Origin of the sequence: Thalassobacillus cyri (assembly GCF_900107755.1) — a bacterium.
Taxonomy (GTDB): Bacteria; Bacillota; Bacilli; order Bacillales; family Halobacillaceae; genus Thalassobacillus; species Thalassobacillus cyri.
Map to the genome: position 1 here is coordinate 256,818 of NZ_FNQR01000001.1, position 15,634 is coordinate 272,451.

General features: G+C 39.7%; 14 protein-coding genes. 13 read left to right on the top strand and 1 reads right to left on the bottom strand.

The annotated features are described in order from the left end of the window. Nucleotides 1-191 precede the first annotated feature (191 nt). Nucleotides 192-1,880, bottom strand: coding sequence for a sigma-54 interaction domain-containing protein (locus tag BLV00_RS01185; protein WP_093041368.1), 1,689 nt, complete (start codon nt 1,878-1,880; stop codon nt 192-194). A gap of 261 nt (nt 1,881-2,141) precedes the next feature. On the opposite strand from BLV00_RS01185, the gene BLV00_RS01190 reads away from it, so the two are divergent. From BLV00_RS01190 to dctP, 13 genes are all read left to right on the top strand, one after another. Next, nucleotides 2,142-3,323: an iron-containing alcohol dehydrogenase gene (locus BLV00_RS01190; protein ID WP_176791276.1), complete on the top strand. Its 1,182-nt coding sequence runs from the start codon at nt 2,142-2,144 to the stop codon at nt 3,321-3,323. Between the two features lie 72 nt (nt 3,324-3,395). After that, complete coding sequence (locus BLV00_RS01195; protein ID WP_093041370.1) at nt 3,396-4,775, top strand: solute carrier family 23 protein; 1,380 nt, start codon at nt 3,396-3,398, stop codon at nt 4,773-4,775. A 21-nt stretch (nt 4,776-4,796) separates the two neighbouring features. Beyond that, nucleotides 4,797-6,239, top strand: a complete 1,443-nt coding sequence (locus BLV00_RS01200; protein WP_093041372.1) for an aldehyde dehydrogenase family protein — start codon at nt 4,797-4,799, stop codon at nt 6,237-6,239. Nucleotides 6,240-6,818: 579 nt separating this feature from the next. Then, the gene (locus tag BLV00_RS01205; RefSeq protein ID WP_245728708.1) at nt 6,819-7,859 is read left to right on the top strand and encodes an alpha/beta hydrolase; all 1,041 of its coding nucleotides are present in this window, start codon (nt 6,819-6,821) and stop codon (nt 7,857-7,859) included. Nucleotides 7,860-8,021: 162 nt separating this feature from the next. Continuing rightward, the gene (locus tag BLV00_RS01210; protein WP_093041378.1) at nt 8,022-8,405 is read left to right on the top strand and encodes a VOC family protein; all 384 of its coding nucleotides are present in this window, start codon (nt 8,022-8,024) and stop codon (nt 8,403-8,405) included. Nucleotides 8,406-8,621: 216 nt separating this feature from the next. Further along, nucleotides 8,622-9,332, top strand: a complete 711-nt coding sequence (locus tag BLV00_RS01215) for a GntR family transcriptional regulator (protein WP_176791277.1) — start codon at nt 8,622-8,624, stop codon at nt 9,330-9,332. A 344-nt stretch (nt 9,333-9,676) separates the two neighbouring features. Further along, nucleotides 9,677-10,003 (top strand): (2Fe-2S)-binding protein, encoded by a 327-nt coding sequence (locus BLV00_RS01220; protein WP_093041383.1) that lies wholly within the window; start codon nt 9,677-9,679, stop codon nt 10,001-10,003. After that, a complete protein-coding gene (locus tag BLV00_RS01225; protein ID WP_093041386.1) occupies nt 9,993-11,072 on the top strand; it encodes an NAD(P)/FAD-dependent oxidoreductase in 1,080 nt (359 codons plus the stop codon). Before BLV00_RS01220 ends, BLV00_RS01225 begins: the two co-directional genes overlap by 11 nt. Nucleotides 11,073-11,097: 25 nt before the next feature. Next, a complete protein-coding gene (locus BLV00_RS01230) occupies nt 11,098-11,418 on the top strand; it encodes a (2Fe-2S)-binding protein (protein WP_093041388.1) in 321 nt (106 codons plus the stop codon). Then, nucleotides 11,408-12,496, top strand: coding sequence for an NAD(P)/FAD-dependent oxidoreductase (locus BLV00_RS01235; RefSeq protein ID WP_093041391.1), 1,089 nt, complete (start codon nt 11,408-11,410; stop codon nt 12,494-12,496). Before BLV00_RS01230 ends, BLV00_RS01235 begins: the two co-directional genes overlap by 11 nt. Nucleotides 12,497-12,536: 40 nt before the next feature. Then, nucleotides 12,537-13,061 (top strand): TRAP transporter small permease, encoded by a 525-nt coding sequence (locus tag BLV00_RS01240; RefSeq protein WP_093041394.1) that lies wholly within the window; start codon nt 12,537-12,539, stop codon nt 13,059-13,061. Continuing rightward, entirely contained in the window at nt 13,039-14,349 is a 1,311-nt protein-coding gene (locus BLV00_RS01245) for a TRAP transporter large permease (RefSeq protein WP_093041397.1), read from the top strand. The genes BLV00_RS01240 and BLV00_RS01245 overlap by 23 nt, the downstream gene beginning before the upstream one ends. 176 nt (nt 14,350-14,525) lie before the next feature. Then, nucleotides 14,526-15,539 (top strand): TRAP transporter substrate-binding protein DctP, encoded by a 1,014-nt coding sequence (gene dctP, locus BLV00_RS01250; protein ID WP_218131873.1) that lies wholly within the window; start codon nt 14,526-14,528, stop codon nt 15,537-15,539. Nucleotides 15,540-15,634: the final 95 nt, after the last annotated feature.

The following is a 15,634-nucleotide window of genomic DNA, read 5'->3' on the forward strand; positions in this document are numbered from 1 at the left end:
GTACAAAATACAATTATCTGACATAAATGAAAATTTATTTTTGGATGTGTGATGTATTACATAGAATAAAACACCGCTATGGTATATAGAGGTGTTAGGGCTTAGATATTCATTAAAAACAAAATGGATAGCAAGCTCTATATTTGTAGTTGAAAGAGCTTCCTAACATAAGGAAGCTCCTTCTTTGTTGTTTAATGAGTAAAATCAATTCCAAGCTTCTCTGCTTTTCTCAAGAGGGTTGTGCGATGTATGCCAAGCATCTCAGCAACGGTATACATGTTTTTATGTTTGTTCCATAATTCAAGAATATAGCTCTTTTCAAATGCACGAACTGCTTCTTTTAATGGCCGGTTTTCCTCTGTAGGTTTGGCGAGCTCCTGAAAAGGCTCAGACAAGTCTGATGTACCTATAATCGGGCCGTCATTCAAAACAACTAGTTGTTCTACCAAATGCTCCAGTTCCCTTATGTTCCCTGGCCACTGATAGAATTCAAAGGCAAAGAACACTTCTTTTGCGAATTTCAGCTTTTTTTCATGCCTTTCATTGAATTTATCAAGGAAAAATTTAGTCAGCAGATAAATGTCTTCTTTCCGTTCCCTTAATGGTGGTAGCTTCAAGGTGACTACCGATAATCTATAATATAGGTCTTCTCTAAGTTTTTGTGTTTTTATAAGTGTTTCAGGTTCTTTGTTTGTGGCAGCGATGATCCGGACATCAACATGCCTATCTTTAACGTCGCCAATTCTTCTTACTCGTTTGCTTTGGAGCACCGTTAATAATTTCACTTGAAGATTAACGGGGAGTTCCCCGATTTCATCCAAAAAGATAGTACCTCCATCTGCTGCTTCTATCAGCCCTTTTTTTCCTTCCCCTGAAGCTCCTGTAAATGCTCCTTTTTTATAACCGAATAATTCTGATTCAAATAACTGTTCTGGTATAGCACCGCAATTCACTTCAATGAAAGGTTTATTTTTTCTTTTACTAAGAGAGTGGATACGTTCCGCTATGACATTTTTTCCTGTACCTGTTTCTCCTTGTATTAAGGCAGATGTACTCACTTCGGCTAAGCGATTAATTCTCTCCACGATGATATCCATAGCAGGACTCTGAGCAACAAAATCAGAGCTTTGATCAATTTTTGAACGGAGCCTTTGGATTTCTTTTTCTTGTTTTTTTATTGAGACATTCTGTTTCTTCAATTTCTCTTGCAAATCATTCAACTTTGTCATGTCATAAACAGTATTGATGATTAGAATCAAATGGTTGTGACTGTCGAACACGGGTATCCCAGTGACGAGCCATATGTTCCGTTCATTATTAATTCTTTGCATAATAGAGACCTTCTCGCGATATTTCAATACCTTAGCAGTGACAGAACTATCGAAATATCCAAGGGTTATCAATTCGGAAACGTGTTTCCCTTCCACATCCTGTTTATGGATATCAGTGAGAAGCGAATAGGTTTCGTTGATTTTCAGCGTGTAACCTTCACCATCCGTGATATAAATTCCTTCCTGGGCGGAATCCATGACATATCCTACTACATCATTTAAGACTGGTATTTCCCTCTTTGTATCTGTCGGATCAAAGGTGACATGGTAAAAGAGGTGGTTATGTAATTCGATTTTTCTGCGTGTACAACTATATGGAACACCTTTGAGTTGTATGTGTTTTTTTAAAATGCTTTCTGTACATTCCCATTTATGAATGGAAAGGGAAGCGATTTCCTTTGGAGTTATGATTTCGTTAGCCAATTGGTTTGATTGAACGAACTTTCCATCTTCATCAACGATTGTGCATGCTCGATCTGTCCATTCCACAAATTCTGAGAGTTGAGAAGAAGAAAGGACTTCTTCATAACTACTTGATGTAACAGCCATAATTACCCTCCGTTAGTGTTAGCGTTTACATTATTTTTACATAATTAACTGGGATGTGCAAATTTTCACACTATTGTGCAAAAAAGCACAACAAACGTGCCAAATTGCTCTATTTCGTGTTTCTCTTAATATAGGATGAAATATAGAGAGAAAAATAGAAACCAGTGTTATCACTGTTTTAATAGAATAATCTTTTTGAAATCTATTTTTGGCACGATATTTGCATCAACTAAAGTGACAGAAAATAAAGGAGGAATGGGAATGAGTTTTGAACAATTGAGTCAGTTTAATTTAGGACCAGATTTATTCTTTGGGGCCGGTGCAATTGCTCATGTACAGGAAATCATTGAAAAAGAAGGTTTTGAGAGAGTAATGATTATTTGTGACGAAGGAATAGAAAAAGCTAAAATTTTAGATCAAGTTATGGAGCAGATAAAAAAGACAGAAGCAAAATGTACGGTATTTTCGAATGTAGAAGCGAATCCAACAACAGGTACAGTCGATGCCGGCATGTATCTATTAGAAAGGTTTCAACCGGATCTCTTGATCGGTCTTGGTGGAGGAAGTCCAATTGATGTAGCTAAAGCGTTAGGGATGCTGGCGACAAATGGCGGGCAAATCACCGATTATGAAGGAATGGACAAGTTTGAACATGAATCCCTCCCGTTATTAGCTATCCCTACCACCGCGGGAACTGGCAGTGAAGTTACCATTTTCACAGTAGTTACGGACACGGCCACAGAATACAAGTTAACGGCCGGTGGGAGAAAACTCGCCCCGAAATGGGCCTTGCTGGACCCCGAATTGACATTGACACTGCCAAGGAAAATCACTGCAGCAACTGGCTTAGACGCACTTGTACATGCGATCGAATCTTATACATCTACGATGGCGCATCCGTTGACGGAAGCGCTGGCATTGGACGCTATTCGTACAATCAGCTCGAATTTGCGTCAAGCGGTTTATAATGGTGAAAACCTGTCAGCTAGAAGTGCTATGTTGTATGGTAGCTTATTAGCAGGCATCGCCTTTAATAACACACGCTTGGGGAATGTCCATGCTATGAGCCATCCGCTCAGCGCGAAGTACAATGTCCCTCATGGTGTGGCAAATTCCGTATTGTTGCCTCATGTAATGGAATTCAACTTGCCGGCTGCCCCTGAAAAATTCATGAATATAGCAAAAGCAATGGGAGAGTCACTGGATCCAAGTCATCCTTTAATGAAAAATGCCAATAAAGCGGTTGAAGCTGTCAAGCAGCTATCTACTGATATTCAAATTCCCAAAGACTTTTCTGATTACAATATTCCTGACGAAGATATCTATCCTATGGCAAAGGATGCAATGAAAAGTGGAAATGTCTTGGTCAATCCGAGACAGACATCCATAGAGGACATTATTAAACTTTATGAACAAACGACCGGAAGTGCTGTTTCTGTATGAGGTTAATGTAAGCGTTTAATTTTGACCATTAACTTTAAGCATTATCATTTTATTCAATGAGGAGCGTGTGACATGGCTATTTATAAAAGAAAAGAAGGCGAAGAGCAGCCTTATTGGCCGTTCGGTCCATTTAAATTAAGGCTGCCTTTTATCCATTATAAGTTTGAAAGTGCAGAATGTATTCAGGCTATCATCTTATCGGTTGTAACCATCAGTATGATTCCTTTGCTCCAGGAGCATTTAGGACTTCCTTATGACGTGGCGTTGGCGTTTATTATTATTTGCGGGATTGGGAATATGATTCCAGCCTTCTTAGGTACTTCCTTTGTGCCAGGTTGGATCACTCCCGCCATCCCCTTAGTTGTTCTCTTCCTGGGGGACTTTGAACCAGGTCCAGAAGCAATTCAAGCACTCGTTGCGATGCAACTGCTAGTCTTTTTAATCTTCTTCCTGCTCGGTGTAACAAAATTGGGAAGCAAAGTGGTGAACATTGTGCCGCGCTCATTGAAAGCCGGTATTGTCATTGGCGCTGGTTTAGCTGCTTTGTTAGGCGAGATACAGCCAGGAGGAAGATTGATGGAGACACCGATTTCTATTATTATCGGGGGTCTCTTGACAGCGTATATTATGTTTTCGTTATCTTTTAAAAAGCTGCGTTTGAAAAATAAAGTAGCTAATATGTTGTCTAACTACGGAATGGTACCTGGATTGATTGTAGCGATTATTTTCGGATTGATTGTTGCTGAATATCCGGTTCCAGATGTGGAATGGGGATTTGTATCACCTGCTTTTGGTGAAATGTGGGCTTACCTGCCTTTCAGTGTCGGTTTACCTGGCTTAGATGTCTTTTTACTCGCTGTACCCACTGCTTTCATTGCGTATATTATCGCTTATGGCGATATTATTGTAGGTGATACGTTGATTAAAAGAATCAGTAAAACCCGTCCGGATGAAGAAATTGATAATGACCTGGACCGCCTGCATTTAATAACAGCTATCCGGAACTTGCTTCATGCTCTTTTTGCCCCGTATCCAGGGCTGGCAGGACCAATTTGGACCGCAGCTACTGCCACTGTTATTGAAAGGTTTTCATTTGGTCGAAAAGCGATGGATTCCATTTATGGCGGGGTAGGAACGTTCCATATTTCAAACTTCCTGGCTCTATTTTTATTACCTTTAGTAACCTTTTTCCAACCAGTACTGCCAGTAGCGTTATCGCTTACATTGCTAGTAACCGGCTATCTTTGTATTCAGGTGGGGATGGAACAAATCCATAATTCCACAGAAAGAGGAGTTGCTGGTGTAACCGCTGTTGTACTAGCTGTTCATGGAGCGGCATATGGTTTACTGGCGGGGGTTATCATGTATCTATTATTAGAGAAAACATCCAATAAACAAAGTGAACAAGAAAAACAGGAAAACTATGAAAACCCTGAGAAAAAAGCACTTTAATAGAGTAGAGGAGGTAGAAATATGCGTTATTCAAACTACATTAACGGCGAATGGCTGGAACCTGTTTCCGGTGAATATAAAAACAACACTAGCCCTCACGACAATCAAGTGATAGGAGAGTTTCCGGCTAGTACCGAGGCGGATACAAAGGAAGCTATCGATGCTGCAAATAGAGCTTTTCCAGGTTGGAAAAAGCTTTCCTATCAACAAAGGGGCGCATATTTACTGAAAGCAGCAGAAATTTTAGACAAAAATGCAGAAGAGATTGGACGCGACCTCACGATTGAAGAAGGTAAAACACTTAAGGAAGGTATAGGAGAAACACGACGGGCGGTCAGTATACTGAAATACTTTGCCGGGGAAGCGATGCAGCCAACTGGAAATGTCATTCCATCATCAAACCCTGAAACAATGATCTACACAAAGAGAGTACCACTAGGGCCAATTGGCTTAATAACCCCATGGAATTTCCCTATCGCTATACCAGTCTGGAAAATGGCTCCTGCTTTAATCTATGGAAATACGGTTGTTATAAAGCCTGCGGACTTAACACCTAAATGTGTCTATCACATTATGAGCGCTTTTCATGAGGCTGGTTTGCCAAAAGGGGTAGTTAACTGTGTATTTGGCCGAGGTTCAATCGTTGGAAATGAGCTTGTAGAGAACCCTGATATTAAAGGGATATCCTTTACCGGGTCAAACCCAGTTGGCAGAGCCATACAAGAAAAAGCAATTGCAAAAGGTAAAAAAGTTCAACTTGAAATGGGTGGGAAGAATCCATTGGTAGTTTTAGCTGATGCGGACATTGATAAAGCAGTAGATCTGGCAATAAAGGGAGCTTATCAATCTACAGGTCAAAAGTGTACAGCAACCAGCCGTGTTATTGTGGAAAATGGAATCTATGAAAACTTCCGTGATGGTTTAATCGAACGTACACAAGCTTTAAAGGTAGGGGATCCATTATCAAATGATACATTTATGGGACCAAGTGTCTCTAAAAATCAATATGACTCCGTGCTAAGTATGATTGAGCAAGGAAAGAAAGTAGGGGAACTACTTTGCGGTGGTGGAGTAGTGGAGGAAAGCAGCCTAGACAAGGGTTATTACATCCAACCTACCATTTTTGCACTTTCCGATCAGAATGCACGAATAGCCAAAGAAGAGATTTTTGGACCGGTCTTTTCTTTGCTGACAGCTGCTGATTATCGGGAAGCCGTCCTGATGGCCAATGACACTGAATTTGGGTTGAGCGCGTCCATATGGACGAATAATCTTAACCGGGCACAGCAATTCATCGATCAAATTGATGCCGGAATGGTACATGTGAATTCTGAGACTGCAGGTGCTGAACCACAAGTTCCTTTTGGTGGCATGAAAAATTCAAGTGCTGGCCCTCGTGAACAAGGTAAAACTGCAATCGAATTTTACACCCAGGTGAAGACCGTCTACTATGATCAGCATTGATGATGTTTGAGTAAGAAGTTAAATAATTGAATTAAAACTTTTGTTATCCCTATAAGTTCTAGAATAGTTTTCTTTCTCATACACTCCTTCTCAAAAACTACTTTATATGACGGTGCCTGGCCCCCATTACGCTAATGATTTAGCTTGCTAGGGGTCAGGCACTTTTAACCTTTTAAATAAATGAAAATTTACTTTTATAAGTGTGATGTATCGCATATATCTGAACATAAAAAGGATATATAGTATTATTATGATTTTTTATAGTATAGTCTTCCATATTCATCCGATGACCTATTGATCGCTTCTACTGCTGTATTTTATTTCCTGGCATTAGTAAAGCTTTTCTGATAGAGAAGCTTTCGGAACCGCTATACATCTATGCCACCAGTCTGAGTTTCGTTGAAGTGAAAGACATAGAATAAAAAGGTGTTATAACTCTACAAGGAAAAGACGCAAGCAATGTAGAATTTAATTGTTTAAAAACATCTGCATTTTCACCTATGCAGCTATCATCACTAGGTCATGAAATAGATTTCTTTTTCATATATGTATATTTAGAAGGCTTTTTAGATCATCTAAATGATAGAGCAAAATATAAAGGAGGAGTCGAATGGCAGAGCCACAATTGTCTTAAGTTCTGTGGCTGCAGGTTCCGATTTTCTCCAATTAAATGATAGGGAGGCAGTGATGATGAGTCTTGATCCTCAGGCAAAGTTTCTTTTAGAACAAATGGAGGCAGCAGGCGAACCACCTATGCATGAACTATCCCCGGAGGAAGCGAGGGCAGCTATGGATTTTTCACCATTGGCAGGGGAGCCGGTAGAAGTAGCGAAAGTTGAGAACCGAGCGATTCCCAGCCCTGCAGGAGACATCCCCGTACGGATTTATACACCGGAAGGACAAGGTCCGTTCCCGGCATTGGTATTTTACCACGGTGGCGGCTGGGTGATTGGGGATTTGGATATGGTCGATGTGCCGTGCAGGCTGATAGCCAACCAAAGCAATTGTGTGGTGGTCTCTGTGGATTATCGATTGGCGCCTGAGCATAAATTTCCTGCAGCTGCTGATGATGCCTACGCTGTAGCGCAGTGGACCGTGGAAAAAGGCGCATCGATTGAGGTCGATAGTAAGCGGGTTGCGGTCGGTGGCGATAGCGCCGGCGGAAATCTTGCTACGGTAGTGGCCTTGATGGCACACGATCGAAGAGATTTTTCATTGGCTTACCAAATGCTAATCTATCCTGTCACCCAATATTCCTATGACACGGCCTCCTATCAAGAGAATGCCGATGGCTATCTATTGACGAAAGAGTCGATGGAGTGGTTCTGGGATCATTACTTGAGAACCGAAGATGATGGAAGACATCCCTATGCATCTCCGCTTCTGGCGGAAGATTTAAGCGGACTGCCACCGGCGCTTGTCGTTACTGCTGAATTCGATCCCCTGCGTGATGAAGGAGAAGCTTACGCCAGGAGGTTGGAAGAGGCCGGTGTCGCTGTAGAACGTAAGCGTTATGATGGCATGATTCACGGATTCTTCTGGATGCCGGCTGCGCTGGAACAAGGCAAACAATGCATCAACCAGGCTTCCGCTGCCTTGAAAAGGGCGTTAGCGGAATAAAATAGATAAGCAGTTCAATGTTTGGGTGCATTGTTGTACCCAGGATTGAACTGCTTTTTATTTTTTAGAATATCGTTCCGGCAATGATTATGAAATTAATTAAAGGATTATTGATGTGCTTGAAGAAGTTAATAAACGATCTATACTTGCAGGAGGGATCTAATGATTAATCAAGTCGGTCAAATTATGGTGTATGTCAATGATCAGGATAAGGCAGTGAGTTTTTGGACAGAAAAAGTAGGGTTTCGTGTGATTGCGGATGAAAATGACGGTCAGGGAATGAGATGGATTGAGATTGCCCCTACAGAAGAAGCGGAAACAAGTATTATCCTTCACGATAAGCAACTGATCGCTAAAATGGAGCCTGAAATGAATCTCGACACACCATCGTTAATGTTTTTCTCTGACAACCTTGAGCAGTTACATAACTACTTATCCAGCAGGCATGTCACCGTCGGGGAAATCGTTGACATGCCTGCTGGAAGAGTATTTAATTTTGCTGATGATGAAGACAATTATTTTGCAGTCATGGAAAAAAAAGAATAGATTTTATTGACGGTGCCTAACCCACGTTACACGTATACTGGTGTTCAGGCACCGTTAACTATAAATAGCAAGGGGTTGCTGTACCCCAAACTCGTGAAAATGTCGAATAATATCGATTGAAAATTCTGAAAAAACATTTACTTTACGTTTTTTCATCTGTATAATCTTAAATAATTATAAAGTTATAATATTATAATGCGATTGGAGCAAGTACACATGAAATTAGACAAGGGATTACCAATTCCACTTTATCATCAAGTAATAGAAATTTTAGAAAATAAGATAACAAATGGTGAGTGGAAAGTTGGAGATCAATTACCTACAGAGAACGAATTAGCAAAGCATTTTAGTATTAGTAACATTACAGTAAAAAGGGCTGTACATGAATTAGTAGACAAAGGGTTATTGTATCGTCAAAGAGGAAAAGGAACTTTTGTTGCACCTCAATTTAAAGAAGCTGAGATGTACAAATTGCTAAGCTTCGGTTCAGAGAAAGAATATCCACATCAAACCATAAAATTTTCAATAGAAGAAGCTGGAGAAGAGGCTGCAAAATGGTTGAATATATCAAATATAGACAAGGTAATAAATTTAAGCCGATTAAAAATGGATGGGAATAAGCCGGTTGGTGTAGAACATATCTATTTAAATTACCAACTGTGCCCAACCGTTACACAAGAATCCATGGAAAATCAGTTAATTTATGATGCACTGAAGGCAGAGAATATTAAACTTGGGAGAACAAAAATCGATTTCTCAGCACTAAATGCAAGTGATGCTGAAGTTGAACTGCTTAATATAGAAAAAGGCACTCCATTAATATCCATACAAAGAACTACACTTACAGAAAAGGATCAGGTTATTGAATTCTCCAGATTTTTACTTTGTCAAGATCATGCCCAGTATTCTATTGAGTTTTCCTTTTAACCAATGATAGTTTCTTAAACAATATAAAGTTATAATTTTATAGTTTTTACTAAGGGGTTGCGATTCTTTAGAAATTTAAAATTATAAATACAAATTTGGAAGTGGGTAATTCTAGTTCAGATATAAATAAAAAATATTAAGGTGTTGCTTTCACACTAAGATAATTAGAATTACCGTAGAAGATCAAAAAGAAGTACATATCCCTTTAAAAGTTATAACTTTATATTATTATATATTTTGCTGTTACTGAATGAATGTAGTAAATAATTTAGGTTACTGGTTATTAATGAATCCAGGAAGGCTAACGCTGCCAAGTTTTTTTGATTTTTAGTGGAGGTGAGTTTATGGAGTTTATTAAAGATCATTCTATATTGCAAAATACCCAGAATGAAAAGGTCACGTTTTTTTATGAAGGTACACCGCTGCATACAAGAAAAGGGACAACTGTAGCGGCAGCACTAATGGAAAATGGAATAAAGAAACTGGGTGTAAGTCGGAAGCTGAATCAGTCAAGGGGGTATTTCTGTGGAATAGGTCGTTGTTGCAGTTGCTTTGTCACAATTAATGGCGAGGAGCATGTCCGGTCTTGTATGGTCACTGTTGAAGAATCAATGGAAGTTCAACCTAATTTACAGGATCCTAATGTAAGGAGTAGTAGCAATGAATATTGATCTATTAGTTGTTGGAGGTGGACCGGCTGGTTTAATGGCTGCCCTTGAAGCTGCTGAATATGGCGTGAATGTTGCTATTGTGGAAGAATCCAGTCGACTTGGAGGACAATTAAGACAACAAACGCAATACCTTTCTCCACTACCATCAGGGATAGGGGAAATTAGAGGGTTTGAATTGGCAAATGAATTAGTAGAGGCTGTCACCTTTAATAAACATATTGTTACATATACGAACCATACAGTCATCGGTCTATATGAGGATGGCAGTGTTGGAATAAATAATGGCAAAGAAATAATTCGGTGCGAAACAAAAAAGATTAGCGTTGCGACAGGCGCAGATATTCAAGGTGTTTTATTTCCTGGTTGGACATTACCTGGAGTACTTACAGTTGGAGCGGCTCAAATTTTAGTGAATCGCGAAAGGGTAAAACCAGGGAATGAAGCATTTATTGTTGGTTCCTCAGACTTTTCCATCGAAGTTGCACTTCAACTCTATGATGTTGGTATTAACGTACTGGGAATAGTTGAAACCGAAACAAGCTTACATGATAGAAAACAGGAAAACCTTTATAGGTTAAAAGAAAAAAACATTCCCATCTTAGAGAATTCTTACATTGAACAAGCAAAAGGAAGAGGACAAGTTGAAAAAGTAATCTTAAATCAAAATGGAAATAAAGAGGAGTACGACGTAGACCTGATATGTGTAGATGGAGGACTAAACCCGGTTATAGAACTTTGCCAACTATACAATTGCAGCTTTGCTTTTAATGAAATACTCGGGGGATGGCTACCCACCTATCAAGCCAATTTCGAGACAAGTACAGATGGTGTATTTATTGCTGGAAATACAGCCGGAATTACAAATCAAGGGGCAGTGATGGTTACAGGGAAACTGGCAGGTTTGGGTGCTGCCGAATCTTTAGGGAATGTACCGGAACAAGCTGCAGATGTATGGAGAAATAACTATTGGAGTGAGCTGGCGAAACTTGAAAATTATCAGGTAAATGAGGCAAGGACTTGCCATATTCAAAACTTTGAAACGTCAAAAACGAAAGTATATGAAACCTGAAGTTAATTGTACAGGAGGGTTGGGCTTGGATAAATCAACCATAGTATGCAGGTGTGAGGAAATTAATGTGGATGAAATCGAAACGGTTTTGAAAATGGGAGCTGAAACATTTGATGATGTAAAGCGAATTACACGATGCGGGATGGGACCATGCCAGGCAAAGATGTGTGTGAAACACGTGTCCAACTTAATTAGTGAATATACCGGAAAACCTTTAGCTGAAATTCCGCCTGCCCGGGCAAGAATGCCATTAAAGATAACACGAATGCGTGTGTTAGCAGGTACCGAAAGTCATGCATCTACTGTGAAAGCTGTTTTTGAAGAAGGTGATCCAGATGAAAAGTAGGACACATGCAGAAGCCTACGATGTAGTTATCATTGGTGCCGGGGTGATAGGAAATAGTATTGCGTACCATTTATCTGAGCAAAATTCACAGAACATTCTGGTTATTGATAAATCCTTTCCATTGTCAGGTACCTCAGGTTCGACACAAGCTTGGGTGTGGGTACATACAAAGACTCCTTCTTCGTATGGCGAATTAAGCTTGTTCAGTTCAGAACTTTACCCTTATCTTGAGCGGAAAATTGGAGATGTAGAGTACAAAAGGACAGGCGGATTGGCACCGTTCTTTACCGAAGAGGAGCGGGAGAAAGCCCTGAAATTGGCTGAGAGTCAGGCAAAAGTAGGGATAGATATTAAAGTGCTCAGCCGCGACGAAGTATTAAAAAAAGAGCCATCTTTTTCACCAAATGTAGTAGGTGCGACGTTCAGTAGTATTGATGGAAATGTAAATCCCTTTCGTCTACTGGAGCTATATACAAGAGCTGCTGAAAAAAATAAAGTAGATTATTCTTTTTACAATCCTGTTGTCGATATTGAACAACAAGGTGATGGCTATATGGTTCATTCCGAAAAAGGGGTATTTCGAACGAAAAAACTGATCTTGGCAGGTGGTCCCTGGTCCAAGCAACTTGGATCATTCATAGGCCTTGATATTCCCGTCAAGTTGGTGAGAGGGCAGGTGCTAATTACAGAACCGCTCGCGCCTTTGTTAAACTATACGATCGGAGGAATCAGGCAGGCAAATAATGGAGAGGTCCTGATTGGTTATTCAAAAGAAGAAGTTGGTTATAATCGCCAGGGTACTCTGGACGTTATTCAGGAGACAGCGAATATGGCGGTATCATTTGTTCCTGCGTTGGCCAATGCAAATGTAGTACGCAGCTTTTCAGGAGTGCGTGTAGTGCCAGAAGATGGATTGCCTATTTTCGGGGAAATCCCAGGGCGTAAAAACCTTTACATCGCAACCATGCATAGTGGAATAACATTGTCCCCTGTTATAGGTACGTTGATGTCAGAGCTGATTTCAAGTGGAGAGACATCTTTACCCATAGAGAAGTACTCGATTTCCCGATTTGCTTAACTGGAAAATAAATCTAAAACATAGGGAGTGAGAGGATGAGATGAGTACATTCATTAAAAAGTTACAAAATATTCAACGTTTTGTCGTCTTATGCTTAATTATGATATTGCCGATACTCGTGTTTATTCAAGTGCTGTTGAGGTATGTCTTTAAGGCTCCATTAATGGGCATTGAAGAACTTATGTTGTTTCCTACCATTTGGCTGTATATGCTGGGCGGAGCTAACGCTTCCATGGAACGAAATCATATATCCTGTGGTGTACTGACTTTATATATTAAAAAAGAAAAAACGAATAATCTCTTTAATTTAATCACTTCGATATTATCATTCGTCATCAGTACCTGGCTTACTTTTTGGGCGTTTAAATACTTTTTGTATTCATTACAGGTATGGAAAGAAAGCAATCTCCTCTTAATTCCTATGTTCTTTGGTGAAAGTGCAGTATTTTTGGGGCTTTTTATCATGACTCTATATGCATTTATGGATGTTAAGCAAAATTTTATGAAGCTACGGACTCGCTACACTGCAGAGGAGGGACTAAATGTTAACAATAGTAATACTTGATGTGATCCTACTTGTTTTCCTGCTGTTTATGAATGTGCCGCTTCCTTATTGCTTCGGTGGTGCCCTTTTATTTATGGTTCTGTTCGGGGATGTTTCGATGCAAAGTATGATGCTATGGACGTTTAATCAGACGATTAGCCCGGTACTACTTGCAAGTCCGCTTTTTATCCTTGCTGGAGTTGTAATGGGAGGAAATGGTGTTGCAAAGCATCTGTTGAATTTCACTGATATTTTTGTTGGGCGGATTAAGGGAGGGATTGGTGTTGTCTGCGTTGCTACCTCGGCATTTATTGGTGCAGTTTCTGGCAGCGGCTTTACGGGGGTAGCTGCAACAGGTCCAATCATGATTCCACGGATGGTAAAGCAAGGATATCCACGGGGATATGCAACTGGATTAGTTACAGTTTCATCCGTTCTTGGTCTGCTTATTCCGCCAAGTGTCATTATGATTTTGTATGGTTGGGTTACGAATACATCGATTCTGGCAGCATTTCTTTCAACTTTAGGACCTGGATTATTGATCGTGGCCTTATTTTCGATTATTAACCTTGTTTGGACTCGCAATTTTCCGAATATTCAGATCGAGGAATCGGTGACAAGACCTGAAAAGGTAAGAATTATTAAAAAAAGGTCGCTTTTAGCATTTCCTGCATTACTTTTACCGGTTATTATTCTGGGTGGAATCTACGGGGGGATTTTTACCCCAACTGAAGCTGCTGCAATTGCAACAGTAGTTGCTCTCCCTATTGGATTTTTTATTTACAAGGAATTAAGCGCGAAACAATTCTTTGAACTTGCGGAAGAATCTGCAACGTCAGTCGGTGCAATTATGACTATGATTTTCTTTACATTAATGCTAAGTCAAACTTATGTAATGATGCAGGTTCCTCAAGCAATCATTGATTTGTTTTTTGGTATCACTGATAACCCTATTATTATGTTACTTATTATTAATATTTTCCTATTTTTAGTAGGGATGATTGTCAACGACGCCACAGGTATGATCTTAGTTGCTCCTCTGCTTTTACCTTTGATTACAGAATTAGGAATTGATCCGGTTCACTTTGCAGCGATTATGGGCGTTAACCTTGCGATGGGCGGGGTAACTCCACCATATGCAAGTATCTTATATTTAGGCATGCGAATCGGAAAATGTGAGTTTTCAGAATTACTTAAGCCTACCTTAGTTTTCCTCCTTTTTGGATACTTACCTGTCGTTTTCCTAACAACATTTTGGCCAGACTTATCTTTATTTCTTCCAGGAGTTTTTGGTCTGCTAGAAAATTAGGGAGTGATAGGAAAAGACCACACCTTAGAAGAAGCTGGTGCGCAGATTATTTAAGGATTGAAGGGAGGGATTCCTACATAGTTATCTGAGTGTTTAGGTGCTGTAGTTGTCTGATCAGTTAAAGAGAAAAGGAGTATTGTTCTATTAATTTACCAGATTAAAAGGGAGGCTTTACTGTGAATTTTAAAAAATCGATTTCGCTCTTGTTCGTTTTAATGATGCTAACGATGGGACTTATCGGCTGTTCTTCGTCTACTAGCGCCGGGGAGGAAAAGACTTTTAAAATTGGACATATTCGCCCAGAAGCTACTGGAACAGATAAAGATGTACAATGGTTTGCAGAACAGATTGCTGAGAAAACCGGGGATAAGGTGAAGTTTGATATCTATCCAGCGAGTCAGCTGGGTGACTACTCTGTTGTGCAAGAACGGGTAAGCATGGGAGATGTTGAAATGCAACTTGCCCCTGTTGGCCCATCTCTTAATAAAAATATGGGGATTACTTACATGCCTTATCTAGTAACAAACTGGGAGGATGCTCTGAAATATTATGGCCCAGATAGTGAAATTGCAAAGGCTGTTGATGAAATGTTGCAAGAAGAAAACATAAAATTACTGGCAACTTATCCAAAGTACTTTGGTGGAATTGCCTTGAAGGAAAAGCCTGACAACCCAGCAGATATGAGTCAAAAGAATATCAAAATCCGTGTTCCAGGAACGAAAGTATTTGAATTGACCGCAAAAGAACTTGGATACTCTGCAACGCCATTGCCGTTCGCTGAAGCGTTTACCGCCATGCAAACAGGGATTGTTGATGGTGTAATTGGTTCAGGAGCGGAAGGCTATTATGCAAACTTCCGTGATCTAGCGAATTACTATTTACCACTGAATGATCATTTTGAAATGTGGTATATGTACATTAGTAATGATACGTGGAAGAGTTTATCGGCTGAAGAGCAGGAGATTTTCCAAAACACTGCAAAAGAATTAGCAGAAAAAAGGTTTGCTTCAGCTGAACAAGAAACAAAAGACTATGAACAAAAGCTTCGTGATGAAGGTATTGAGGTAATCGAATATACAGATGAAGAACTGGAGAATTTTGCAAAACAAGTTAGAGATAATGTATGGCCTGAGCTGAAAAAAGAGTATGGAGAAGAATTGTTTAATCGTGTAACTGAGGGTGTTCAGTAAAATAAACATTTATGTTCCTCAAATGATCGATATCCATTTGAGGAGCCATTTTTTTTGTAACTATTTGTTTTTCTTTAGAGATAAGATAAGTAAGT

What these genes read in the sequence shown, in the direction of transcription:
- BLV00_RS01185 (WP_093041368.1), bottom strand. Translation starts at nt 1,880, where the DNA reads ATGGCTGTTACATCAAGTAGTTATGAAGAAGTCCTTTCTTCTTCTCAA.
- BLV00_RS01190 (WP_176791276.1), top strand. Translation starts at nt 2,142, where the DNA reads ATGAGTTTTGAACAATTGAGTCAGTTTAATTTAGGACCAGATTTATTC.
- BLV00_RS01195 (WP_093041370.1), top strand. Translation starts at nt 3,396, where the DNA reads ATGGCTATTTATAAAAGAAAAGAAGGCGAAGAGCAGCCTTATTGGCCG.
- BLV00_RS01200 (WP_093041372.1), top strand. Translation starts at nt 4,797, where the DNA reads ATGCGTTATTCAAACTACATTAACGGCGAATGGCTGGAACCTGTTTCC.
- BLV00_RS01205 (WP_245728708.1), top strand. Translation starts at nt 6,819, where the DNA reads ATGATAGAGCAAAATATAAAGGAGGAGTCGAATGGCAGAGCCACAATT.
- BLV00_RS01210 (WP_093041378.1), top strand. Translation starts at nt 8,022, where the DNA reads ATGATTAATCAAGTCGGTCAAATTATGGTGTATGTCAATGATCAGGAT.
- BLV00_RS01215 (WP_176791277.1), top strand. Translation starts at nt 8,622, where the DNA reads ATGAAATTAGACAAGGGATTACCAATTCCACTTTATCATCAAGTAATA.
- BLV00_RS01220 (WP_093041383.1), top strand. Translation starts at nt 9,677, where the DNA reads ATGGAGTTTATTAAAGATCATTCTATATTGCAAAATACCCAGAATGAA.
- BLV00_RS01225 (WP_093041386.1), top strand. Translation starts at nt 9,993, where the DNA reads ATGAATATTGATCTATTAGTTGTTGGAGGTGGACCGGCTGGTTTAATG.
- BLV00_RS01235 (WP_093041391.1), top strand. Translation starts at nt 11,408, where the DNA reads ATGAAAAGTAGGACACATGCAGAAGCCTACGATGTAGTTATCATTGGT.
- BLV00_RS01240 (WP_093041394.1), top strand. Translation starts at nt 12,537, where the DNA reads ATGAGTACATTCATTAAAAAGTTACAAAATATTCAACGTTTTGTCGTC.
- BLV00_RS01245 (WP_093041397.1), top strand. Translation starts at nt 13,039, where the DNA reads ATGTTAACAATAGTAATACTTGATGTGATCCTACTTGTTTTCCTGCTG.